17 protein-coding genes are annotated in these 16571 nt (G+C 43.9%); 3 read left to right on the top strand and 14 right to left on the bottom strand.

Features of this window, described 5'->3' with window-relative positions; genetic code table 11:
- Positions 1–115 precede the first annotated feature (115 nt).
- A complete protein-coding gene (locus tag R7Q11_RS02520; RefSeq protein ID WP_005376619.1) occupies positions 116–367 on the top strand; it encodes a YgjV family protein in 252 nt (83 codons plus the stop codon).
- An 88-nt stretch (positions 368–455) separates the two neighbouring features.
- Here R7Q11_RS02520 and R7Q11_RS02515 read toward each other — a convergent pair whose 3' ends face one another.
- The gene (locus tag R7Q11_RS02515) at positions 456–737 is read right to left on the bottom strand and encodes a DUF2218 domain-containing protein (RefSeq protein ID WP_005376622.1); all 282 of its coding nucleotides are present in this window, start codon (positions 735–737) and stop codon (positions 456–458) included.
- Between the two features lie 41 nt (positions 738–778).
- On the bottom strand, positions 779–2785 hold the full coding sequence (locus tag R7Q11_RS02510; protein WP_158155942.1) for a TonB-dependent siderophore receptor: 2007 nt from the start codon (positions 2783–2785) through the stop codon (positions 779–781).
- A 116-nt stretch (positions 2786–2901) separates the two neighbouring features.
- Here R7Q11_RS02510 and R7Q11_RS02505 point away from each other — a divergent pair, with 116 nt between their 5' ends.
- Both R7Q11_RS02505 and cueR read left to right on the top strand, forming a co-directional pair.
- On the top strand, positions 2902–3870 hold the full coding sequence (locus R7Q11_RS02505) for a helix-turn-helix domain-containing protein (RefSeq protein ID WP_213885489.1): 969 nt from the start codon (positions 2902–2904) through the stop codon (positions 3868–3870).
- Positions 3871–3957: 87 nt separating this feature from the next.
- Positions 3958–4344, top strand: coding sequence for a Cu(I)-responsive transcriptional regulator (cueR, locus tag R7Q11_RS02500; RefSeq protein WP_005376627.1), 387 nt, complete (start codon positions 3958–3960; stop codon positions 4342–4344).
- Between the two features lie 42 nt (positions 4345–4386).
- On the opposite strand, the gene vctC is transcribed toward cueR, so the two are convergent.
- From vctC to rbsA, 12 genes are all read right to left on the bottom strand, one after another.
- A complete protein-coding gene (vctC, locus tag R7Q11_RS02495; protein WP_017635379.1) occupies positions 4387–5142 on the bottom strand; it encodes an iron chelate ABC transporter ATP-binding protein VctC in 756 nt (251 codons plus the stop codon).
- A gap of 2 nt (positions 5143–5144) precedes the next feature.
- On the bottom strand, positions 5145–6095 hold the full coding sequence (gene vctG, locus R7Q11_RS02490; RefSeq protein ID WP_005376631.1) for an iron chelate uptake ABC transporter permease subunit VctG: 951 nt from the start codon (positions 6093–6095) through the stop codon (positions 5145–5147).
- A complete protein-coding gene (gene vctD, locus R7Q11_RS02485) occupies positions 6088–7023 on the bottom strand; it encodes an iron chelate uptake ABC transporter permease subunit VctD (protein ID WP_017820306.1) in 936 nt (311 codons plus the stop codon). The genes vctG and vctD overlap by 8 nt, the downstream gene beginning before the upstream one ends.
- Positions 7024–7045: 22 nt before the next feature.
- On the bottom strand, positions 7046–7954 hold the full coding sequence (locus R7Q11_RS02480) for a siderophore ABC transporter substrate-binding protein (RefSeq protein WP_005376635.1): 909 nt from the start codon (positions 7952–7954) through the stop codon (positions 7046–7048).
- Positions 7955–8117: 163 nt separating this feature from the next.
- Entirely contained in the window at positions 8118–8798 is a 681-nt protein-coding gene (locus R7Q11_RS02475) for a Crp/Fnr family transcriptional regulator (protein WP_005382613.1), read from the bottom strand.
- Positions 8799–8932: 134 nt separating this feature from the next.
- Positions 8933–9664: a nucleoside phosphorylase gene (locus R7Q11_RS02470; RefSeq protein WP_017635382.1), complete on the bottom strand. Its 732-nt coding sequence runs from the start codon at positions 9662–9664 to the stop codon at positions 8933–8935.
- Positions 9665–9674: 10 nt separating this feature from the next.
- On the bottom strand, positions 9675–10406 hold the full coding sequence (gene pnuC, locus R7Q11_RS02465) for a nicotinamide riboside transporter PnuC (protein WP_064376632.1): 732 nt from the start codon (positions 10404–10406) through the stop codon (positions 9675–9677).
- A 499-nt stretch (positions 10407–10905) separates the two neighbouring features.
- Positions 10906–11928 (bottom strand): substrate-binding domain-containing protein, encoded by a 1023-nt coding sequence (locus tag R7Q11_RS02460; protein ID WP_025767871.1) that lies wholly within the window; start codon positions 11926–11928, stop codon positions 10906–10908.
- A 35-nt stretch (positions 11929–11963) separates the two neighbouring features.
- A complete protein-coding gene (gene rbsK, locus R7Q11_RS02455) occupies positions 11964–12881 on the bottom strand; it encodes a ribokinase (RefSeq protein ID WP_213885487.1) in 918 nt (305 codons plus the stop codon).
- Positions 12882–13104: 223 nt separating this feature from the next.
- Positions 13105–13983 carry a ribose ABC transporter substrate-binding protein RbsB gene (gene rbsB / locus R7Q11_RS02450; protein WP_005373143.1) on the bottom strand — a complete coding sequence of 293 codons (879 nt, stop codon included), beginning with the start codon at positions 13981–13983 and terminating at the stop codon, positions 13105–13107.
- A gap of 87 nt (positions 13984–14070) precedes the next feature.
- Positions 14071–15054: a ribose ABC transporter permease gene (gene rbsC, locus R7Q11_RS02445; protein ID WP_005382618.1), complete on the bottom strand. Its 984-nt coding sequence runs from the start codon at positions 15052–15054 to the stop codon at positions 14071–14073.
- Complete coding sequence (rbsA, locus tag R7Q11_RS02440; RefSeq protein WP_085569089.1) at positions 15051–16556, bottom strand: ribose ABC transporter ATP-binding protein RbsA; 1506 nt, start codon at positions 16554–16556, stop codon at positions 15051–15053. The genes rbsC and rbsA overlap by 4 nt, the downstream gene beginning before the upstream one ends.
- Positions 16557–16571 lie beyond the last annotated feature (15 nt).

The following is a 16571-nucleotide window of genomic DNA, read 5'->3' as shown; positions in this document are numbered from 1 at the left end:
ATAGTGCGTCCATACAACAAAAAAAGACCATTCGAGGCATGGAGCTTCCTCATTAATCTCAAGATGAGAAGAATTGGTACCGACAAAATTCGGCAGATTTTAAGAGGGTCAAAAAATGGACATGAATATGGTTGAGATTTTAGGTTATGCAGCTTCAATCATGGTCGCTATTTCGCTAACTATGAAAGATATTGTTAAGCTTCGTATCCTTAACTTTATTGGTTGTGCGCTATTTACTGCTTACGGACTAATGATTGATTCTTGGCCTGTAGTACTAACTAACGGTTTTATTGCTTGCGTTAACATCTACTTCCTAGCAAAAATGCAGCAGGAAAAAAAAAGCCTAGAGCCTGAGAAAGCGCAATAGCATTCAAACAATAAAAGCCCGCAAATCATAAGATTGCGGGCTTTTGCTTTTAACATTCCCTTTCTATCACAGCATCCTTAAACGAGCGCTAACGAACCCAGCTAAGTGCTAGTGTTTCTCGACGAGAAAACATGTCCACATGCGATGAAATGATCGCCTTCACCGTATTCAGTTTCTCTTCTGAATCCGCCTCACAGGTTATAGTTAAGCTAGATGCACAAAGGTTAAACTCAGCTTTTCCCGTCGGAAATGTCACCAAACCGCTATTTTCATTCCAAGTAGCAGGAACTTTTCGTCCAAAATGCCGACAAAGCGTCACTAAGTATTTGTCAGCGTGTTCGCTATCTATTCGGGTGCTTTCTTTAATCATGAACTTACTCGTTACTTTGAAACGTCCTATGAAGAACCTTGTTAGAATTGATAAGCTGCAGAGAGCTTGAAGTTGCGACCCGGCTCGTAGTCATCAAGCGTGAAGCCACGTGCAGTCCCCGAACGAGACGCATGAGAGCTGTACAACTCGTCAAATACATTATCAATACCAAAGGTCACCGACAGCCCATCAATATCAGACGGCACCCATTGAGCGTATAGATTATGCACATCATAACTTGCTTTCTTTGGCTGACCATCAAAGACGTTGTCTTCCTCTAGAACAAACATTGAGTTCCACCCGAAGATCGTTTCTAAAGCGTCTGACTGGTAATCCAAAGTTAGAGCAATGCTATCACCCATATCAATGCTACGCCCATTGCCCCCAGCAACAGGACCACCAGTATTCTTGTTTTTGGTGTCCGACTTAGAGTAAGAAAGTTTGCTGTTAAACTTGTCGTAACCATAAGAAGCACTTGCTTCAAAGCCTTTAATCTCAACATCACCTAAGTTGTAAATCAGGTAAGTTTGAGTCGCGTTTTGGTACTGATCTGCAATGTAATCATCAATTTCCGTTTGGAATACCGTAATATTCGCCCCAAAGAAATGCTTATCAAAGGTTTTATCAAAACGAACACCACCCTGCGTGTTCAATCCCGTTTCTGGCTTTAACCCATCCTCTAAAAATGCAACGTCTTGGTAAGCAATAAAGGTTTCCATTAGCTCTGGACCTTTAAATAGAGAACGTGCACTCGCAAACAACGTCCAATCTTGAGTCACCGCCCACTCTGCTGCTAGAGCCCAAGTCACATCATCATAATTACTGTTTCCTGTCTCAGCTTTGCGTTTGTAATCATCAAAGCGCATACCTGCGGTAATAAAGAAGGCATCAGAGAAGAAGAACTGATCTTCTACAAACAGTGCGGTTGAAATCGCCGATTCGTCCATAAACTTACGACTACCGTAGTAACTCGAAGACGTTTTATCCATGTAGTCGAAGCCATAAGTGACTCGATTATCAAACTCACCTAACATAACATCTGACTGGAATTTGCCATTCAAACCAAAGTTTTGGTTTTTGGCGGTGTTCTTTGATAAACGGTTCGAGGGCCAACGAGGCGCCATCACCGTTTCGTCACGTTTAATTTCTGTCTCGGTATTATAAAGAGTGACGTTTCCTTGGTGTTGTTCGCCTCGCAACTCATAACTCAAGGTAACGGTATCGCGGTCATAATCCGTAGGGATAAGTAACTTGCTCGAAAGGCTATTATTTGCACTACCCGACATATCAGGACGCGGACTGTAATCTCCACTGTCTCGGTACATGTCATAAGAGAGCTCAAAACGATGGATGTCATTTAGTTCATACCCCAGCTTAGCCAGAATGTTGTAAACATCACCTGCAGCACCATAGGTTTTATTGCCATCACCATCTTCAAAATCATCACGCGTGACGTAATGGCCATAGACCATCGCATCAATGTTTTCGGACAAAAGTCCGTACAGTGTCAACGAACCTTGTTGGTTGTCGTTGGATGCATAGCCGCCATAAACACGCGCACCAAACTTTTCATCGTAACGAAGTAAGTCACGAGCGTCTTTCGTTTCAAAGTAGACCGAACCGCCTAACCCGTTTTGAGTCACAGAGTTATTACCTACCTGAATGTCCGCAGATTTGAGAATGTCAGGGTTCAACGTCAAGTTACCAATATGATGGAACATGCTCGCATGCTGAGAAGCACCGTCAAGACGAATGTCCAAATCGGTTTCGCTCAAACCACGAATCGTAATACGTTGATTCACAGAGTGTGTTCCACCAACATCCACACCGGGAATATCGCGCAGTAAATCAGACATATGATCGGCTTGCTTCAGTGACATGTCGTCCGCAAACATCGACTCAGTGTTGCTGGAAACTTTCGTTCCCCATACAACGACCTCTTCAAAATGTGACTCAGTATCTTGAGCTAAAACAGGGGTTGATAGCGCCATTCCCACTGCAAGGCAAAGGCTTGAAAGCTTGATAGGTGAACAAACAGGGCTTTCCATAACTTCATTCCTAAATATTAATGATAATAATTCTCAGGTATAATAAGCATGAGTTTTATAAATACAAAGGCGATTTGGTTATGCGAAATCGCACAAGTGTTATGAGGAAGTGTCAAATGCAGGAAGTCACAACAAAACGAACTAAAATTGATAAGATAGCTTTAACCCAAAGACTAGAGACGACAGAGAAACAATGGATTGTCACGCAAGGCCAACCTTGTCAAACTCAACTGGCCGAAGGTAAGTTCCTATCATATCAGTACAATGATCAAATTTTTGTTCATGGCGGGCGCTGTCTAGAACTTATTGATTCGAATATTGTTTCTACTGCACACGCCTCACTGCTGGTCACTATTCTTTTAGAAGGTAGACTCTCGTTTGGCTACGACGATTTGCAATTTGATTTAGACGCGAGCGACGGCCCTAAGGGTGTAGTGGTGAACTTACTCAAACCTGCAAATTTTCGTCGTTCACTGCTCAAAGATAACCTCATTAATAAGATCAACATATTGGTTAAGCCCCAATGGCTAGAGGCCCGCCTTGAGCAAAATTGTAGTCATCGAGCCTTTTTTAACTCTCATCAGGCGTTTCAACAGTTGGAGCCTAACCAGACGCTATGCGAGTTGGCCGAAACGTTAACAAATAGAGAAACACCGCAAGAGTTCCAAGAAAAGCTAGAGGTCGAAAGCTTGATCTATCAAATATTACATCAAGCCACCAAGCAAATTCCTAAGAATTTCAGTGCTAAAAACAGCAGTATTGAACGACACATTGATGGTCGAATTGAGGATATTGTCAGCTATATTGAAACTCACCTTGATCAAGAACTACGCTTGGAAAAGTTGGCGAGCCAATTCTCAATGAGTGTTTCAAACCTGCAGCGTCGATTTAAACAATCACTTAATATGACCATAAACGGCTACATTCGTTTTCGACGTCTTGAGATTGCTAGGCAACATTTGGAACGTGGCCTAGTGACGATAACAGAAGCCGCCTATGAAGCCGGATACCACCACCCTTCTAACTTCACTTATGCCTTTAAAAAGGCATTTGGTGTGCCACCACATGAAGTGATTAAAGAGTAAGGGGACTCTAGGTAACTGACTGTTATTTAGGAGTGTCTTATCCACAACATCGGTATATACTCGCCTTAAACGTTATGGAGGTTAAACATGAATATTGGTGCCGTCGCGAAGCTCACTGGGCTTTCATCTAAGTCGATTCGATTATATGAAGACAAAGGGATCATATCTCCACCAGCGCGTAGCGACTCTGGCTATCGCGAATATTCAGATAATCATATTCAAGAGCTTAACTTGGTATCACGCGCAAAAAGCGCAGGCTTTTCGTTGCAAGAATGCAAAGAGTTCGTACAACTTGCTCATAACCCCAACCGCAAAAGTAGTGAAGTAAAAGCAAGAACCATGGACAAACTGAGAGAGGTTGAAGAAAAAATTGCACACCTCATGGAGATCAAAACGCAACTTGAAGGTTGGGTTTCTTCTTGTCCTGGAGATGCAGAGAGCCGATGCCCAATCATAGACGAGCTCACCAAGTAAGCCCGCCTATCTATTGATCTCGTTAAAAACGAACTAGCTCGCTTAATGATAAGTACACATGCGCTTACCGTTCAATTCTATGATGTTAAATGGCGTTTCGTAGATGTCCTCTAGCGTAGACGCTTGAATAACCTCTTCAACCGCACCACTCGCCACAACCTTGCCTTTCTTAAGCGCCAATATGACATCTGAGTAACACGCCGCGAAATTAATATCATGAATCACGACCACCATGGCTTTATTCATGTCATGGGCTAACTGCTGCACAACTTTCATGATCTGAAGAGAGTGTTTGATATCTAAGTTATTAAGAGGTTCATCAAGAAAGACATAATCTGTATCTTGTGCAATCACCATAGCAATAAATGCAAGCTGTCGCTGACCACCACTTAATTCATCCAAGTATTTGTCTTGAATATCTTGCAAATCTAAGTAGTCGATCGCTTGTTCTATGACCTCATGATCTTCTTTAGTCAGATTTCCTTTAGAGTATGGGAAACGACCAAAAGAGACTAACTCTTTTACGGTAAACCGCATTGTAATCGAGTTAGCTTGGCGAAGTACTGCCAGTTTTTTCGCTAGCTCTTTTGTGTCCCATTCCGCGATTTCCTTGCAATCAATGATAACACTACCGCCATCTCGCTCCGTTAAGCGCGAGGCCATAGATAACAGCGTGCTCTTTCCCGCGCCATTTGGACCGATAATCGATGTTACCTTGCCCTTTTCAAACTGAGTATTGGCCTCGTCTACGACTTTGTTTGAACCGAAAGCCTTCGTTAATTTGTCTATTACTATCATATTTATACAACTTTGTTTTTCAGCAGCAGGTATAAGAAATACGCACCGCCGATAAAGTTAATTACGACACTCAACGTCGTCTCAAAACTGAACACGTTTTCGATTATCCATTGCCCAGCAAGTAATGAACTGATGGATAGAAACGAACATCCGACCAATAGCGTTTTATGTTGGTAACTTCGGAACATTTCTCGGCTTAAGTTGGTCACTAGTAAACCAAAGAACATGATTGGCCCTACCAAAGCCGTAGAAATAGCAATCAAAACCGCCGAGATAATAAACACATTTCTCGTCACTTTAGGTACATCAACACCCAAACTTTTCGCATTGTCTTGGTCGAGCCAAAACACATCTAAAGTACGATGCATCCTAAACAACAACCAACATGCAAACATCAAAGCCGGAGCACTAAAGTAAACCAAGTTCACTTTGACATTATTGAAACTGGCGTACAGTTTCGACTGAACAATTGCATATGTGTTTGGGTCCATCAGCAAAGAAAAGAATGACGCCGCATTGGAAAATAGCTGACCAAAGATCAAGCCGACCAATAGCAACGTAATCAAGTTCTTGCTGCCTTTTGAAAAGTAAAACCCAAACAGCAGTAGCGAAAACGACACCATTACAATGACTGCAATCGCGAAATTGACGTACAAGTTAAGAACTAAGGTACTCAACCCACCAAAAATCAACACGATCAAAATTTGGGTTAACACATACAGCGCATCAAAACCCATGATACTTGGCGTTAAAATTCGGTTGTGCGTAATGGTTTGAAATACAAGTGAAGACTGAGCAATGGCCACACCCGCTAGCACTATCGCCAATACTTTAGGAACTCTACGAGACAAAAAATATTGGTAGTTGTCAGCCGTTAGCCCAATACCAATAAACAGACACGCGAAAAGAATCGCAATGCCACCTAGCAGCAGGATTTTCGTTGAATCACGCATGTTGCTTACCTCGCAACAACATTGCGATGAATACCACGCCACCCAATATGCTAATCACGATAGAGATTGGCATTTCATGAGGGAAAATAATTAAACGACTCACCAAGTCGCAACACAACACTAAAATGGCCCCATACATGGCCGTAAGCGGAATGTTCTTTTTGAGGTTATCGCCATAAAAGTGACTCACGAGATTAGGCACAATCAGCCCTAGGAATGGCAACTGGCCAACAATCATCACGACACTTGCTGACATGATGGACACCAATAGTACGCCAATCGTCACAACCTGCTGATAATTCAAACCCAAGTTAATCGCGAAATCTTTTCCGATACCTACGGCAGAGATCCTTGCGGCAAAAAGATAGCTGAGGATAACCATTGGTACCGCGATGTACAGCAGTTCAAAATCACCACGCAAGATGTTAGCGAAGTTTGCGACTGTCCAAGCATTCAGACTTTGAAGTGCATCATATTTGTAAGCGATAAACGTAGTCATGGATTGGATGACATTGCCGAAAATAATCCCGACAAGTGGCACAAAAACCACGCTCTTAAATTGAATGCGCTGAATAAAGAAAACAAACGCCAGCGTCCCAAATACCGAGATGCCGAACACGAGCCAAAGGTGATTATCATTACCAAAGAAAACCACGCTCAGTACGTAGCCCAGCATGGCACATTCGATCGTACCAGTTGTAGAAGGTGCCGCAAATCGGTTCTGGCTGATTTGCTGCATGACAAGACCCGCAATACTCAAGCCAGCACCAGCAAGCAATATGGCAAATAAACGTGGTATACGGCTGGTAAAGAAAAGTTCTAATGCTTTCTCATCACCTGAAAAGAGTTGTTGGGGTGTCATGTTTGCCACCCCAACAAATAACGAAACCGTGCTTAAAACCACAAGGGTTAGCAATAACTTCTTCAAAGTTAACCTCTGCTATCTTGGATTACAGTTCAACGGTTTGCTTTATCTCACTGACCATTTTTTCTGTTGCTGTCACACCAGACATCGACAAGTACCAAGCGTCCACATCTAAATAGGTGATTTTATGATTTTTATATGCCGCAGTCGCTTTGACTAAGTCGTTATCCATGGATTTACGAATATCGTTATCCGGCGTACCTGTCAGAGAATTTCGGTCAACCACGAGAATATTTTTCGGGTTAGCTTCACGAATAAACTCATAAGAAATGACATCTCCGTGAGTGCCCGTTTTCACGTGCTCAACCGTTTCCAAGAAGCCAAAGTCGTTATAAATGACGCCAAATCGCGACTGGGCACCAAACGCGCTGATGTTGTCACCCATGCTCAAAATCGTTAATGCATCATTTTTGTTCGATTGGTTGTAGTCACGGATTGCTTTGAATTGAGCATCTAGCGCTTCAATTTTCTGCTCTACTTTTTCTTCGATATTGAAGATCTTACCAATATTGCGCCATTGCGCTTGCGTGCCTTCCCAATAGCCTTGGTTCTCTTTCGCCGCAAAAACAACTGTAGGGGCAATTTCACTCAGCTCTTCATATTTCGCAGACGCTCGCGGACCAACCAAAATCAAATCCGGCTTTTGCATGTAGATAGTTTCAAAATCAGGTTCAAACAAACTACCCGCAGAGGTGTAGTTATCTTTGCTGTATTTTGAAAGGTAACTAGGAAGATTAGAAGAGTTAGATACTGCAACAGGATCGATACCAAAGTTGTCCAGCGCATCTAGCGGGCCAAAGCCAATCACAACCACACGCTCTGGGGATTGTTCTAGCTCTGTTTGACCCATGTAGTGGTCAATCACAACTTTAGCAGCGAAAGAAGGAGAAACAGTAAATAACGACAGCATAGCCGCACCAACGAATTTTTTCATTTTGTTAAGCCTTAATGAGATCTATTATCATACGCGTTCGCAATATAACGCTACTCTTTAATGCATTCAACAAAATTTAAGGTACTTTACATTAGTTACGTTTACTCAAGACTTAGATATATCAAAGACTTATAAAACCCATCAGTTCCAATACCTGGGCGTATCATTCATGCGCTTCAATAAACGCTTTGAGTGCCAGCTCATCAATAATCTCCAAACCGTTGTCCGTTTTTGTAATCAATCCCTTTTCAATCAAGTCCTTAACTGCACGTCGATAGACTCGGCCTGAGGTACCAAACCGCTCAGCCTCTTGGTTCACTTTATCAAAACCACCAAGCAACTTATCCGTCTGATTACGGACGAGAAGATCATAGGCAATGTTGTAAGTAATGGGATGCAACAAACGATTAGTGTAGATATCCATGGAGTCTTGATAATCCTCAGCCAATGCTGAAGCGAAGAACACCATCATTTGGGGATGATTTTGCAGTGCTTCGGTTAGTTTTTGGATACAGATAACATCAACCTGCATATGTTCATCTGCTATCACATTCCATTGACAAGGAGTCTGAGTGAAGAACTCCATTTCACCATAAATATGATAGTCGCAGTTAGCTTCCCCTAATTGAAAACGTCGTCCATTTGCGGCCAATATGTTCATCGAGACTCGACCTACTGGCACAACATACAAGTACTGAAGTTGCTCACCTTGGCGGAGAATTGCTTCCCCAGCATCAAAGTAACGCGAATTTATTTGGCATTGATAAATCAAATCGCGAAAGGTGGCACTCTTTTCTTCAAGGTATGTTTTGAAGCGACCAGTCGGATAAGGGCTGATTTTCATTTTCTGCTCTCTCAGAAAAAGTTACGGACAACTATTTAAGGTGGATTGTACCCCGTAACTCCAAATAAAAAAGCGACAGTGACCTGTCGCTTTACATCTATTCTGTTTATGTGACTTACTGAGATTGAGACTGGCTAACGCTGAGCAACCAAGGCTTCTAATGCCGTAATCGCGGCACTCTTCTCACCTTGCATCATTACTTTGGCTTCATCAACGTACTGACCAACACCTTCTTTCACATCTTGTTGATACAGCACCACGTTGTTTAATATCGAAGCCACATGAAGGCCTCGTAGTCGACCGACCGTAAACAGCGCAGAGGTTTCCATATCGGCACCTAAGATGCCTTTCTTGTTCCAATGTTGGCATATTGCATCTTCGTCATCGGTATAGAAACTGTCGTGAGAACGCACCACACCAAAATGATAATGCACTTTTTGCATCGACAAGTAACGCTCAACTTCCTTTAACAGTGAAAAGCTTGCGTAGGCTGGATAAGACGAATCGACATACGCTTTAGAGCCGCCCTCATCTCTTACCGCGCCTTCGGCAATGATCAACTCGCCAAGATGAATGCCTGATTGCATTGCCCCCGCCGATCCAACGCGTACCACATGAGTCACACCGCACTGTTTTAGCTCTTCCACTGCGATGATCATCGATGGCGCACCTATACCTGTACTACACACTGAAACAGGTTTGCCTTTGTAGTTGCCGGTAAACACACGGTACTCGCGGTTTTCCGACACCATTTCTGCATCATCAAATAATGCCGCGATACGATTCGCTCGATCTGGCTCGCCGCATACAATAACGAGGGGAGCGATTTGTGTTTCATCCACTCCGATATGAGGTTGTTTGGCCATTTTTCGTTCCTTACGCAGCAGCGTGCGCTAAGGTTTTATCGCCATTGCGCTTAGCGCTACGAGCCCACTCACGCGTGCCATTGGCAGCGATGAACATAAGAATCGCGTACTGAACAGACATTGCGTAAACACCTTGCGTCGCGTAGATACCCACACTGATAATGTTAATCACGACCCATAGAATCCAGTTTTCGACGTATTTACGTGTCATCAGAATTTGTGCAACCACAGAAAGCACTGTCATGGTTGCATCCCAGAACGGGAACGCGTCAGGCTCAAGCACCGGTTCAGCCAAGCCAGCACCAAAGAGATTCAAGCTATCAACAGCAATGTTTGCTAGCGCAAAGAAAAATGGGTCGATATAGATCGTTAATAATGCGATACATGCAACGCTAATAGAGGCAGTAGTAATAAGTTTCTGTTTATTTAACCAGCGAACTTCCAGCGTTTCACCTTGTGCGTTTGGACGGGTCCACGCATACCAGCCGTAAATGTTCGCACAGAAGAAAAACAATTGAAGAAGCAATAATCCGTATAACTGAATTTGAAAAAAGATAACGGCAAAAAGCGTGACATTCAGCAAACCGAATAAGTAGTTGATGGTTTTTTCTTGGCTGGCCAACCAAATGCAAAGCAGTCCAAAAACGGTACCGAAAGCTTCGATCCAACTCATTGCGTAGCCGTCGCCGATCGGAATGTTAACGAGAGTATTATTAATATCGAGTAAGGCAAAGAGGTCCATAACATGTCCTTTATTATTTTGTTTGGAATACGCTTATATTAGAGCGTGATCCCCAACAAAAAGGAGGACATTTGTCCTCCTCTTGATGCACTCGATCATAATTCAGTTCAATGTTTACTTGAAAGCAATAAATGATGCTATTGAACGATGTTGGAAATAGACGTGCCTATGAATCCAAGCCTAGATAGCGTTTTTTGAATGCAGAAGCTGATGCAAATAAAGCTGACGCCAAAAGTGTAATAATAAAGCCAATTGCGTACTCAAATGCTTCATTAACCAGTAGCTGATAGCAGCTCACAAAAAAAATCAATACAACTGTAATAACATTAACTCGGTGAAACCAAGGGTGTTTTACAGATAACTTAGCGTAACCTTTTGATAACATTTGACTAATCCGCCAGACAACAATTAATAGTTTTATTTATAATCAACGACGATAGTAAGGCTTTATCGTATAAAGAGAAACGACTTTTTTAATTTTTTAGCTCAACATCACACGTCATTCAGTGACGTTTGACTTTAACCTCTTGACGCTTTTCCGTTCCACTAGAGTCGGTTCTAATTGTACGACCTGTGCCTCTGTTGACTTTTCATCCAACTTTCGGACAAGAGTCTCAACGGCAGCCTGCCCCAAACGGTACTTAGGCTGATGAATGGTAGTTAGCGATGGCGACATAAATTTCGCGATATGGATGTCATCGTAACCAATAATGGACAGGTCGTCCGGCACTTTAATATCGAGCTCATTTGCGGCGTTAATCACCCCCATCGCCATCATATCGTTAGAGACGAAAATCGAGCTAGGTAATGCGCCACGTTGAGCCATTTTTTTGAACGCTTGATACCCACCCTCACATTCGAAGTCAGACTCAATGATCCAATTGGCATTAAATTCCAAGCCAGCTTCGTTCATTGCTCGCTTATAACCTTCGTATCGCATTTGCGCTTGGTGTTTAATCAAAGGGCCTGTGATGCACCCAATTTCGGTATGGCCGCAATCAATTAAGTATTTCGCCGCTAAGTAACCGCCACGAAGTGAGTTGTCTTGGATTTTATCGCTTGTAAATAGCATTGGCCCCCAGTCCATTACCACAACCGGGATATCTGGGTAACGCTCAAATACATCGATACGCTCTCCTTCTAGCGACGAGCACATCAAGATCAAACCATCGACACGCTTTTGCAATAGCGTATTAATGGATTGACGCATACGTTCGTTATCACCCTCGGTGTTACATAAAATGAGGCTGTAGCCTTTTTGGTAGCAGCTGCGTTCGACGCCTTTTACGACTTCGCCAAAGAATGGGTTGGTTGAGGTTGTCACGAGCATACCAATGGTTTTGGTACGATTAACTTTGAGGCTACGCGCCAACGCAGAGGGCGCGTAGTAGTTAAGCTCTTTTGCGGCATTGTTAACGCGTTCAGAGATCTCTTCGCTCACAAAACGCGTCTTGTTAATAACATGGCTCACTGTTGAAGTGGAAACCCCTGCCAGTTTTGCGATGTCTTTCATCGTCGCCATGTTACTACTCCTATTTTAATGAGGCGTTGTGCGCCTTATTGTTCAGCGAGAAACGCGTCCACCTCTTCGCGGGTTGGAATCGACGTTTGCGCGCCAAAGCGGGTCACAGAAATTGCAGCCGCCGCATGTGCAAACTTAATCGCTGATTCTAAAGGTAAATCTTCTAGGAGACCAGTGACGAATGCCCCATTAAATGTATCGCCCGCTGCGGTAGTATCCGTCGCTTCAACGCGGAAACCCGCGATGATTTCGCCTCGACCGTTTTGGCTTAGCCAAACGCCTTTTGCACCGAGTGTGATCATGACAATTTCTATACCTTTACCATGTAGCACATTCGCCGCTTCTTGCGCGCTTTCGTTGTCTGTTACAGTAATACCTGTCAGAACTTCAGCTTCCGTTTCATTTGGCGTAATCACGTCAATGTAAGACAGTAATTCATCTGACAATTCACGAGCTGGCGCAGGATTCAAAATTACGTTGGTTTTGGCATCTTTCGCTACACGCGCAGCTTTCTCAATGCCGCACATCGGCGTTTCCAATTGCATTAGCAAGTAATCTGCTTGGCGAATACGCTCTAAATCTGGCTCAATCGCTTCTGCTGTCAGTTTGGCGTTCGCTTCAGCTGAAATGCAAATGCTGTTCTCACCACTGTCCGACACTTGAATCATCGCGATACCTGTCGGGCAATTTGGCTGCATCTTCACACCAGTGATATCGATGCCGTCCATTTTGAAGTTTTCGCGAATGTTAATGCCGAATGAGTCGTCGCCCACACAAGCGATAAAACCGATGTCTGCATTTAATCGCGCCGCCGCGACGGCTTGGTTGGCACCTTTGCCACCTGGGATAACTTGATAGTTGCGACCATGCAGCGTCTCGCCTGGGCGAGGGAAAGAAGGCACTTGAAGAACATGGTCAGCGTTTACACTACCTAACACCACTAACTTATTCATACGGTTATCCTCGGTTCTGAATGAACCCTTTTTAAAAACTGTTTAGGAAAATACATTAGATGACTTTAACTTCTCTTCCTGATGAAGGAGTCTCGATAAAAAGCCAAAGGCATCTATACCCCACACTTTGCAGTATTTTGGGTAAGTTTGCCCTCACCTCCTAAACGACAGATATAAACGGAGGAGAGAGCAAAAATTAGGATGATTTATTGGAACTTGAAACTTACTTAGTGACTACTTTTAGTGGTACTGGGATGTACTCTTCTACTTCTTCACCTTTCAAAACTTTGTCAGCCGTTTCAACACCTAAAGCACCGATAAGGTCTGGTTGCTGAGCAATAGTTGCCGCTAGTTTGCCACGGTTAACTGCTGCAATGCCGTCTTCCGTACCATCAAAACCAACGATAACGACATCTTTGCCAGAAGCTTGAACTGCGCGAAGTGCACCTAGCGCCATTTCATCATTCTGTGCAAATACCGCTTGTACATCCGGGTTAGCCGCTAGCAGGTTTTCCATTACGTTTAGACCTTTTGTGCGGTCAAAGTCAGCTGGTTGGCTAGCAAGAAGATCCATATCGCTGCCCTTCACGGCATTCATAAAGCCTTCACCGCGCTCACGCGCTGCCGATGTGCCCGCAATACCTTCAAGTTGAATGACTTTTGCTTTTTCGCCTACTTTTTCCATGATGTAGTGGCCTGCCATTTCACCACCAATTACGTTGTCCGACGCGATGTGACTCACGACTTCACCACGGCTTGCACCACGGTCTAATGTCAACACAGGGATCTTAGAACGGTTCGCCATACGAATTGCATTAGACACTGCATCAGAATCCGTTGGGTTGATAAGAATTGCTTTTACGCCGCGAATACTTAAATCCTCGATGTTCGACAGTTCTTTACTCGGGTCATTTTGCGAGTCCAGTACAATTAAGTCGTACCCCAATTCTTTCGCTTTTGCTTCCGCACCGTCTTTCATCGTTACGAAGAACGGGTTGTTTAGCGTCGAAACCACAATCGCCATGGTATCTTGAGCTTGCGCCGCTACCGATACGGTTGAAGAAAGAAGTGCAGCAGAGATAAGAGTTGCAAGTTTTTTCATCGTTCTAGTCCTTTGTGTAGGGTGAGCCAGTACACGTCCCCTGACTCGGTTTGTATTCACTGTTTTATATATACAGATTGTTATGAATTACTTGTTTTTGTTGTCTACCAATACCGCAAGCAAGATAACCACTGCTTTTGCAATCATTTGGTAGTAGGAAGAAACATCAAGTAGGTTAAGTGCATTGTTCAAGAAACCGATGATCAGCGCACCAATCAAGGTACCCATGATACGGCCTTTACCGCCCATCAAGCTGGTACCGCCAAGAACAACCGCTGCGATAGCGTCTAGCTCGTAGCCCATACCTGCTGTTGGCTGCGCCGAAGAAAGACGAGACGTTACGATAATACCTGCAAGCGCTGCTAGCATACCGCAGATGGCGTAGACACCAATCTTCACTCGGTCTACATTGATACCTGATAGGCGAGTCGCAGACTCATTGCCGCCTAGTGCGTAAACATAGCGACCAAAGCGCGTGTGGTTAAGTAAATACCAAGCCGCAGCGAACACAACCACCATTAACCAAACAGGAACTGGAATGCCTAGCGCGTAGCCAGTACCAAACCATGCGAACGCATCCGCGGTGTCAGTAAAGCCTGTCGAGATTGGACGACCTTCGGTGTACACCATGGTCACACCGCGTAGTAACGTCATGGTAACCAGCGTAGCGATAAATGCCTGCACCTTACCCTTCGCAATAATGATACCGCTGATCGCACCTAACGCTGCACCTGCGACTAAAGCAGTTGGAACCGCCACTAGCACCGGAACCTCAAGCGCAATCATGCTTGCCGCAAAGGCACCACACAATGCCAATACCGAACCAACACTTAAGTCGATGCCTGCTGTTAAAATAACTAATGTCATACCCACTGCGATAATGGCATTCACGGAGGTTTGACGAAGAATGTTGAGAATGTTGTCGACCGTAAAAAAGTTCGGGTTCAAAAATGACACAACAACGATCAGAAAGATCAAAGCTATCAGTGATTTTTGCTCAATCAGCCACTCTTTTGTGAACAACTTCTTGTTGCCAGTTTCGGTTGGTTTGCTCATGGTATTCGTACTCATGCTGCTTCCTCATTGATCTCTTTGCCTACGGCACAGGCGAGTAATTTTTCTTGATCGGCGTCTTTCGCATCAAATTCGCCAGTGATACGACCTTCATGCATCACTAAAATACGGTCGCTCATGCCGAGCACTTCAGGCATCTCGGAAGAAACCAAGATGATGCTCATGCCTTCGGCCTTAAACTTGTTGATGAGCTGATAAATCTCTTTTTTTGCTCCGACATCAACACCACGTGTTGGCTCATCCAGAATCAGAACTTTAGGTTTCGTCATTAACCCTTTCGCAATCGCAACTTTTTGCTGGTTACCACCAGATAAGTTGCCGATGATTTGATCTCGCGTTGGGGTTTTAATGTTGAATAACTTAATAAAATCTTCCACTGCAATCACTTCGTCGCTGTGTTGAATCTGGAAGCCTTTGGTCAGCTGGTTTAGCGAACAAAGTGACATGTTCTCCTTAACTGAAAGACCTAAAACCAAACCATCGCCTTTGCGATCTTCAGAGATGTAAGCGATACCATTTGCCAAGCCATCTTGCGGGCTAACCGGGTTAATAGTTTTGTTATCAAGATTGATAACACCATGCTCACTAGGTAATGCGCCGTAAATGACTTTCATGAGTTCAGTGCGGCCTGCGCCCATCAAGCCAGAAATTCCAAGAATCTCACCACGCTTGAGAGTAAAGCTCACATCCTGAACGCCAGATCCAGTCAAACCAATGACTTCAAGACAAGCTTCGCCATGTTGTACATCAATACGTGGATATTGCTCTTCTAATTTTCGGCCAACCATCATTTCAATTAGGCCATCTTCATCAGTGTCGGACACCTTGCACTCACCGATAAACTTACCATCACGAAGTACGGTAATGTCGTCACAGATTTCAAAGATTTCTTTAAGACGATGCGAAATGTATACGATGCCGCATCCTTGCTCGCGAAGCTCATTAATCACTTTAAACAGTGATTCCGTTTCGGTATCGGTCAATGCGTCCGTTGGCTCATCCATAATGATGACTTTCGACTCAAACGAAAGTGCCTTTGCAATTTCCACCATTTGTTGTTCACCAAGGCTTAAATCGCCAAGCAATGTTTTTGATGAGTGCTTGACATTGAGACGTTTTAAAAGCTTGTCAGCTTCGTCATACATTTTGCCCCACTGGATACGCCCTAAGGATCCAGTGAACTCTCGTCCCAAGTAAATATTTTCGGCAATCGTCAGTTCAGGAATCAGGTTCAGCTCTTGGTGAATAATACTAATACCAGCTTCCTGTGAATCGCGTGGCCCTTTAAAGGCCGCCGGCTGACCTTGATATTGAATGCTCCCCGCATCCATGTGGTAAATGCCTGTCAACACCTTCATTAACGTTGACTTGCCTGCTCCATTTTCACCCATCAGCGCCATAACACGGCCTGGATAAACATTCAGGCTTGCTTTGTCGAGTGCTTTTACGCCCGGAAACGCCTTCTCAATTTCGCTTAGTTGTAGAATGGCTTGAGTCATAATCTGTCCTCAATA

Source organism: Vibrio sp. 970, assembly GCF_033339075.1.
The sequence above is the reverse complement of the archived record's forward strand: the minus strand, read 5'-3'. Positions and strand labels throughout refer to the sequence as shown.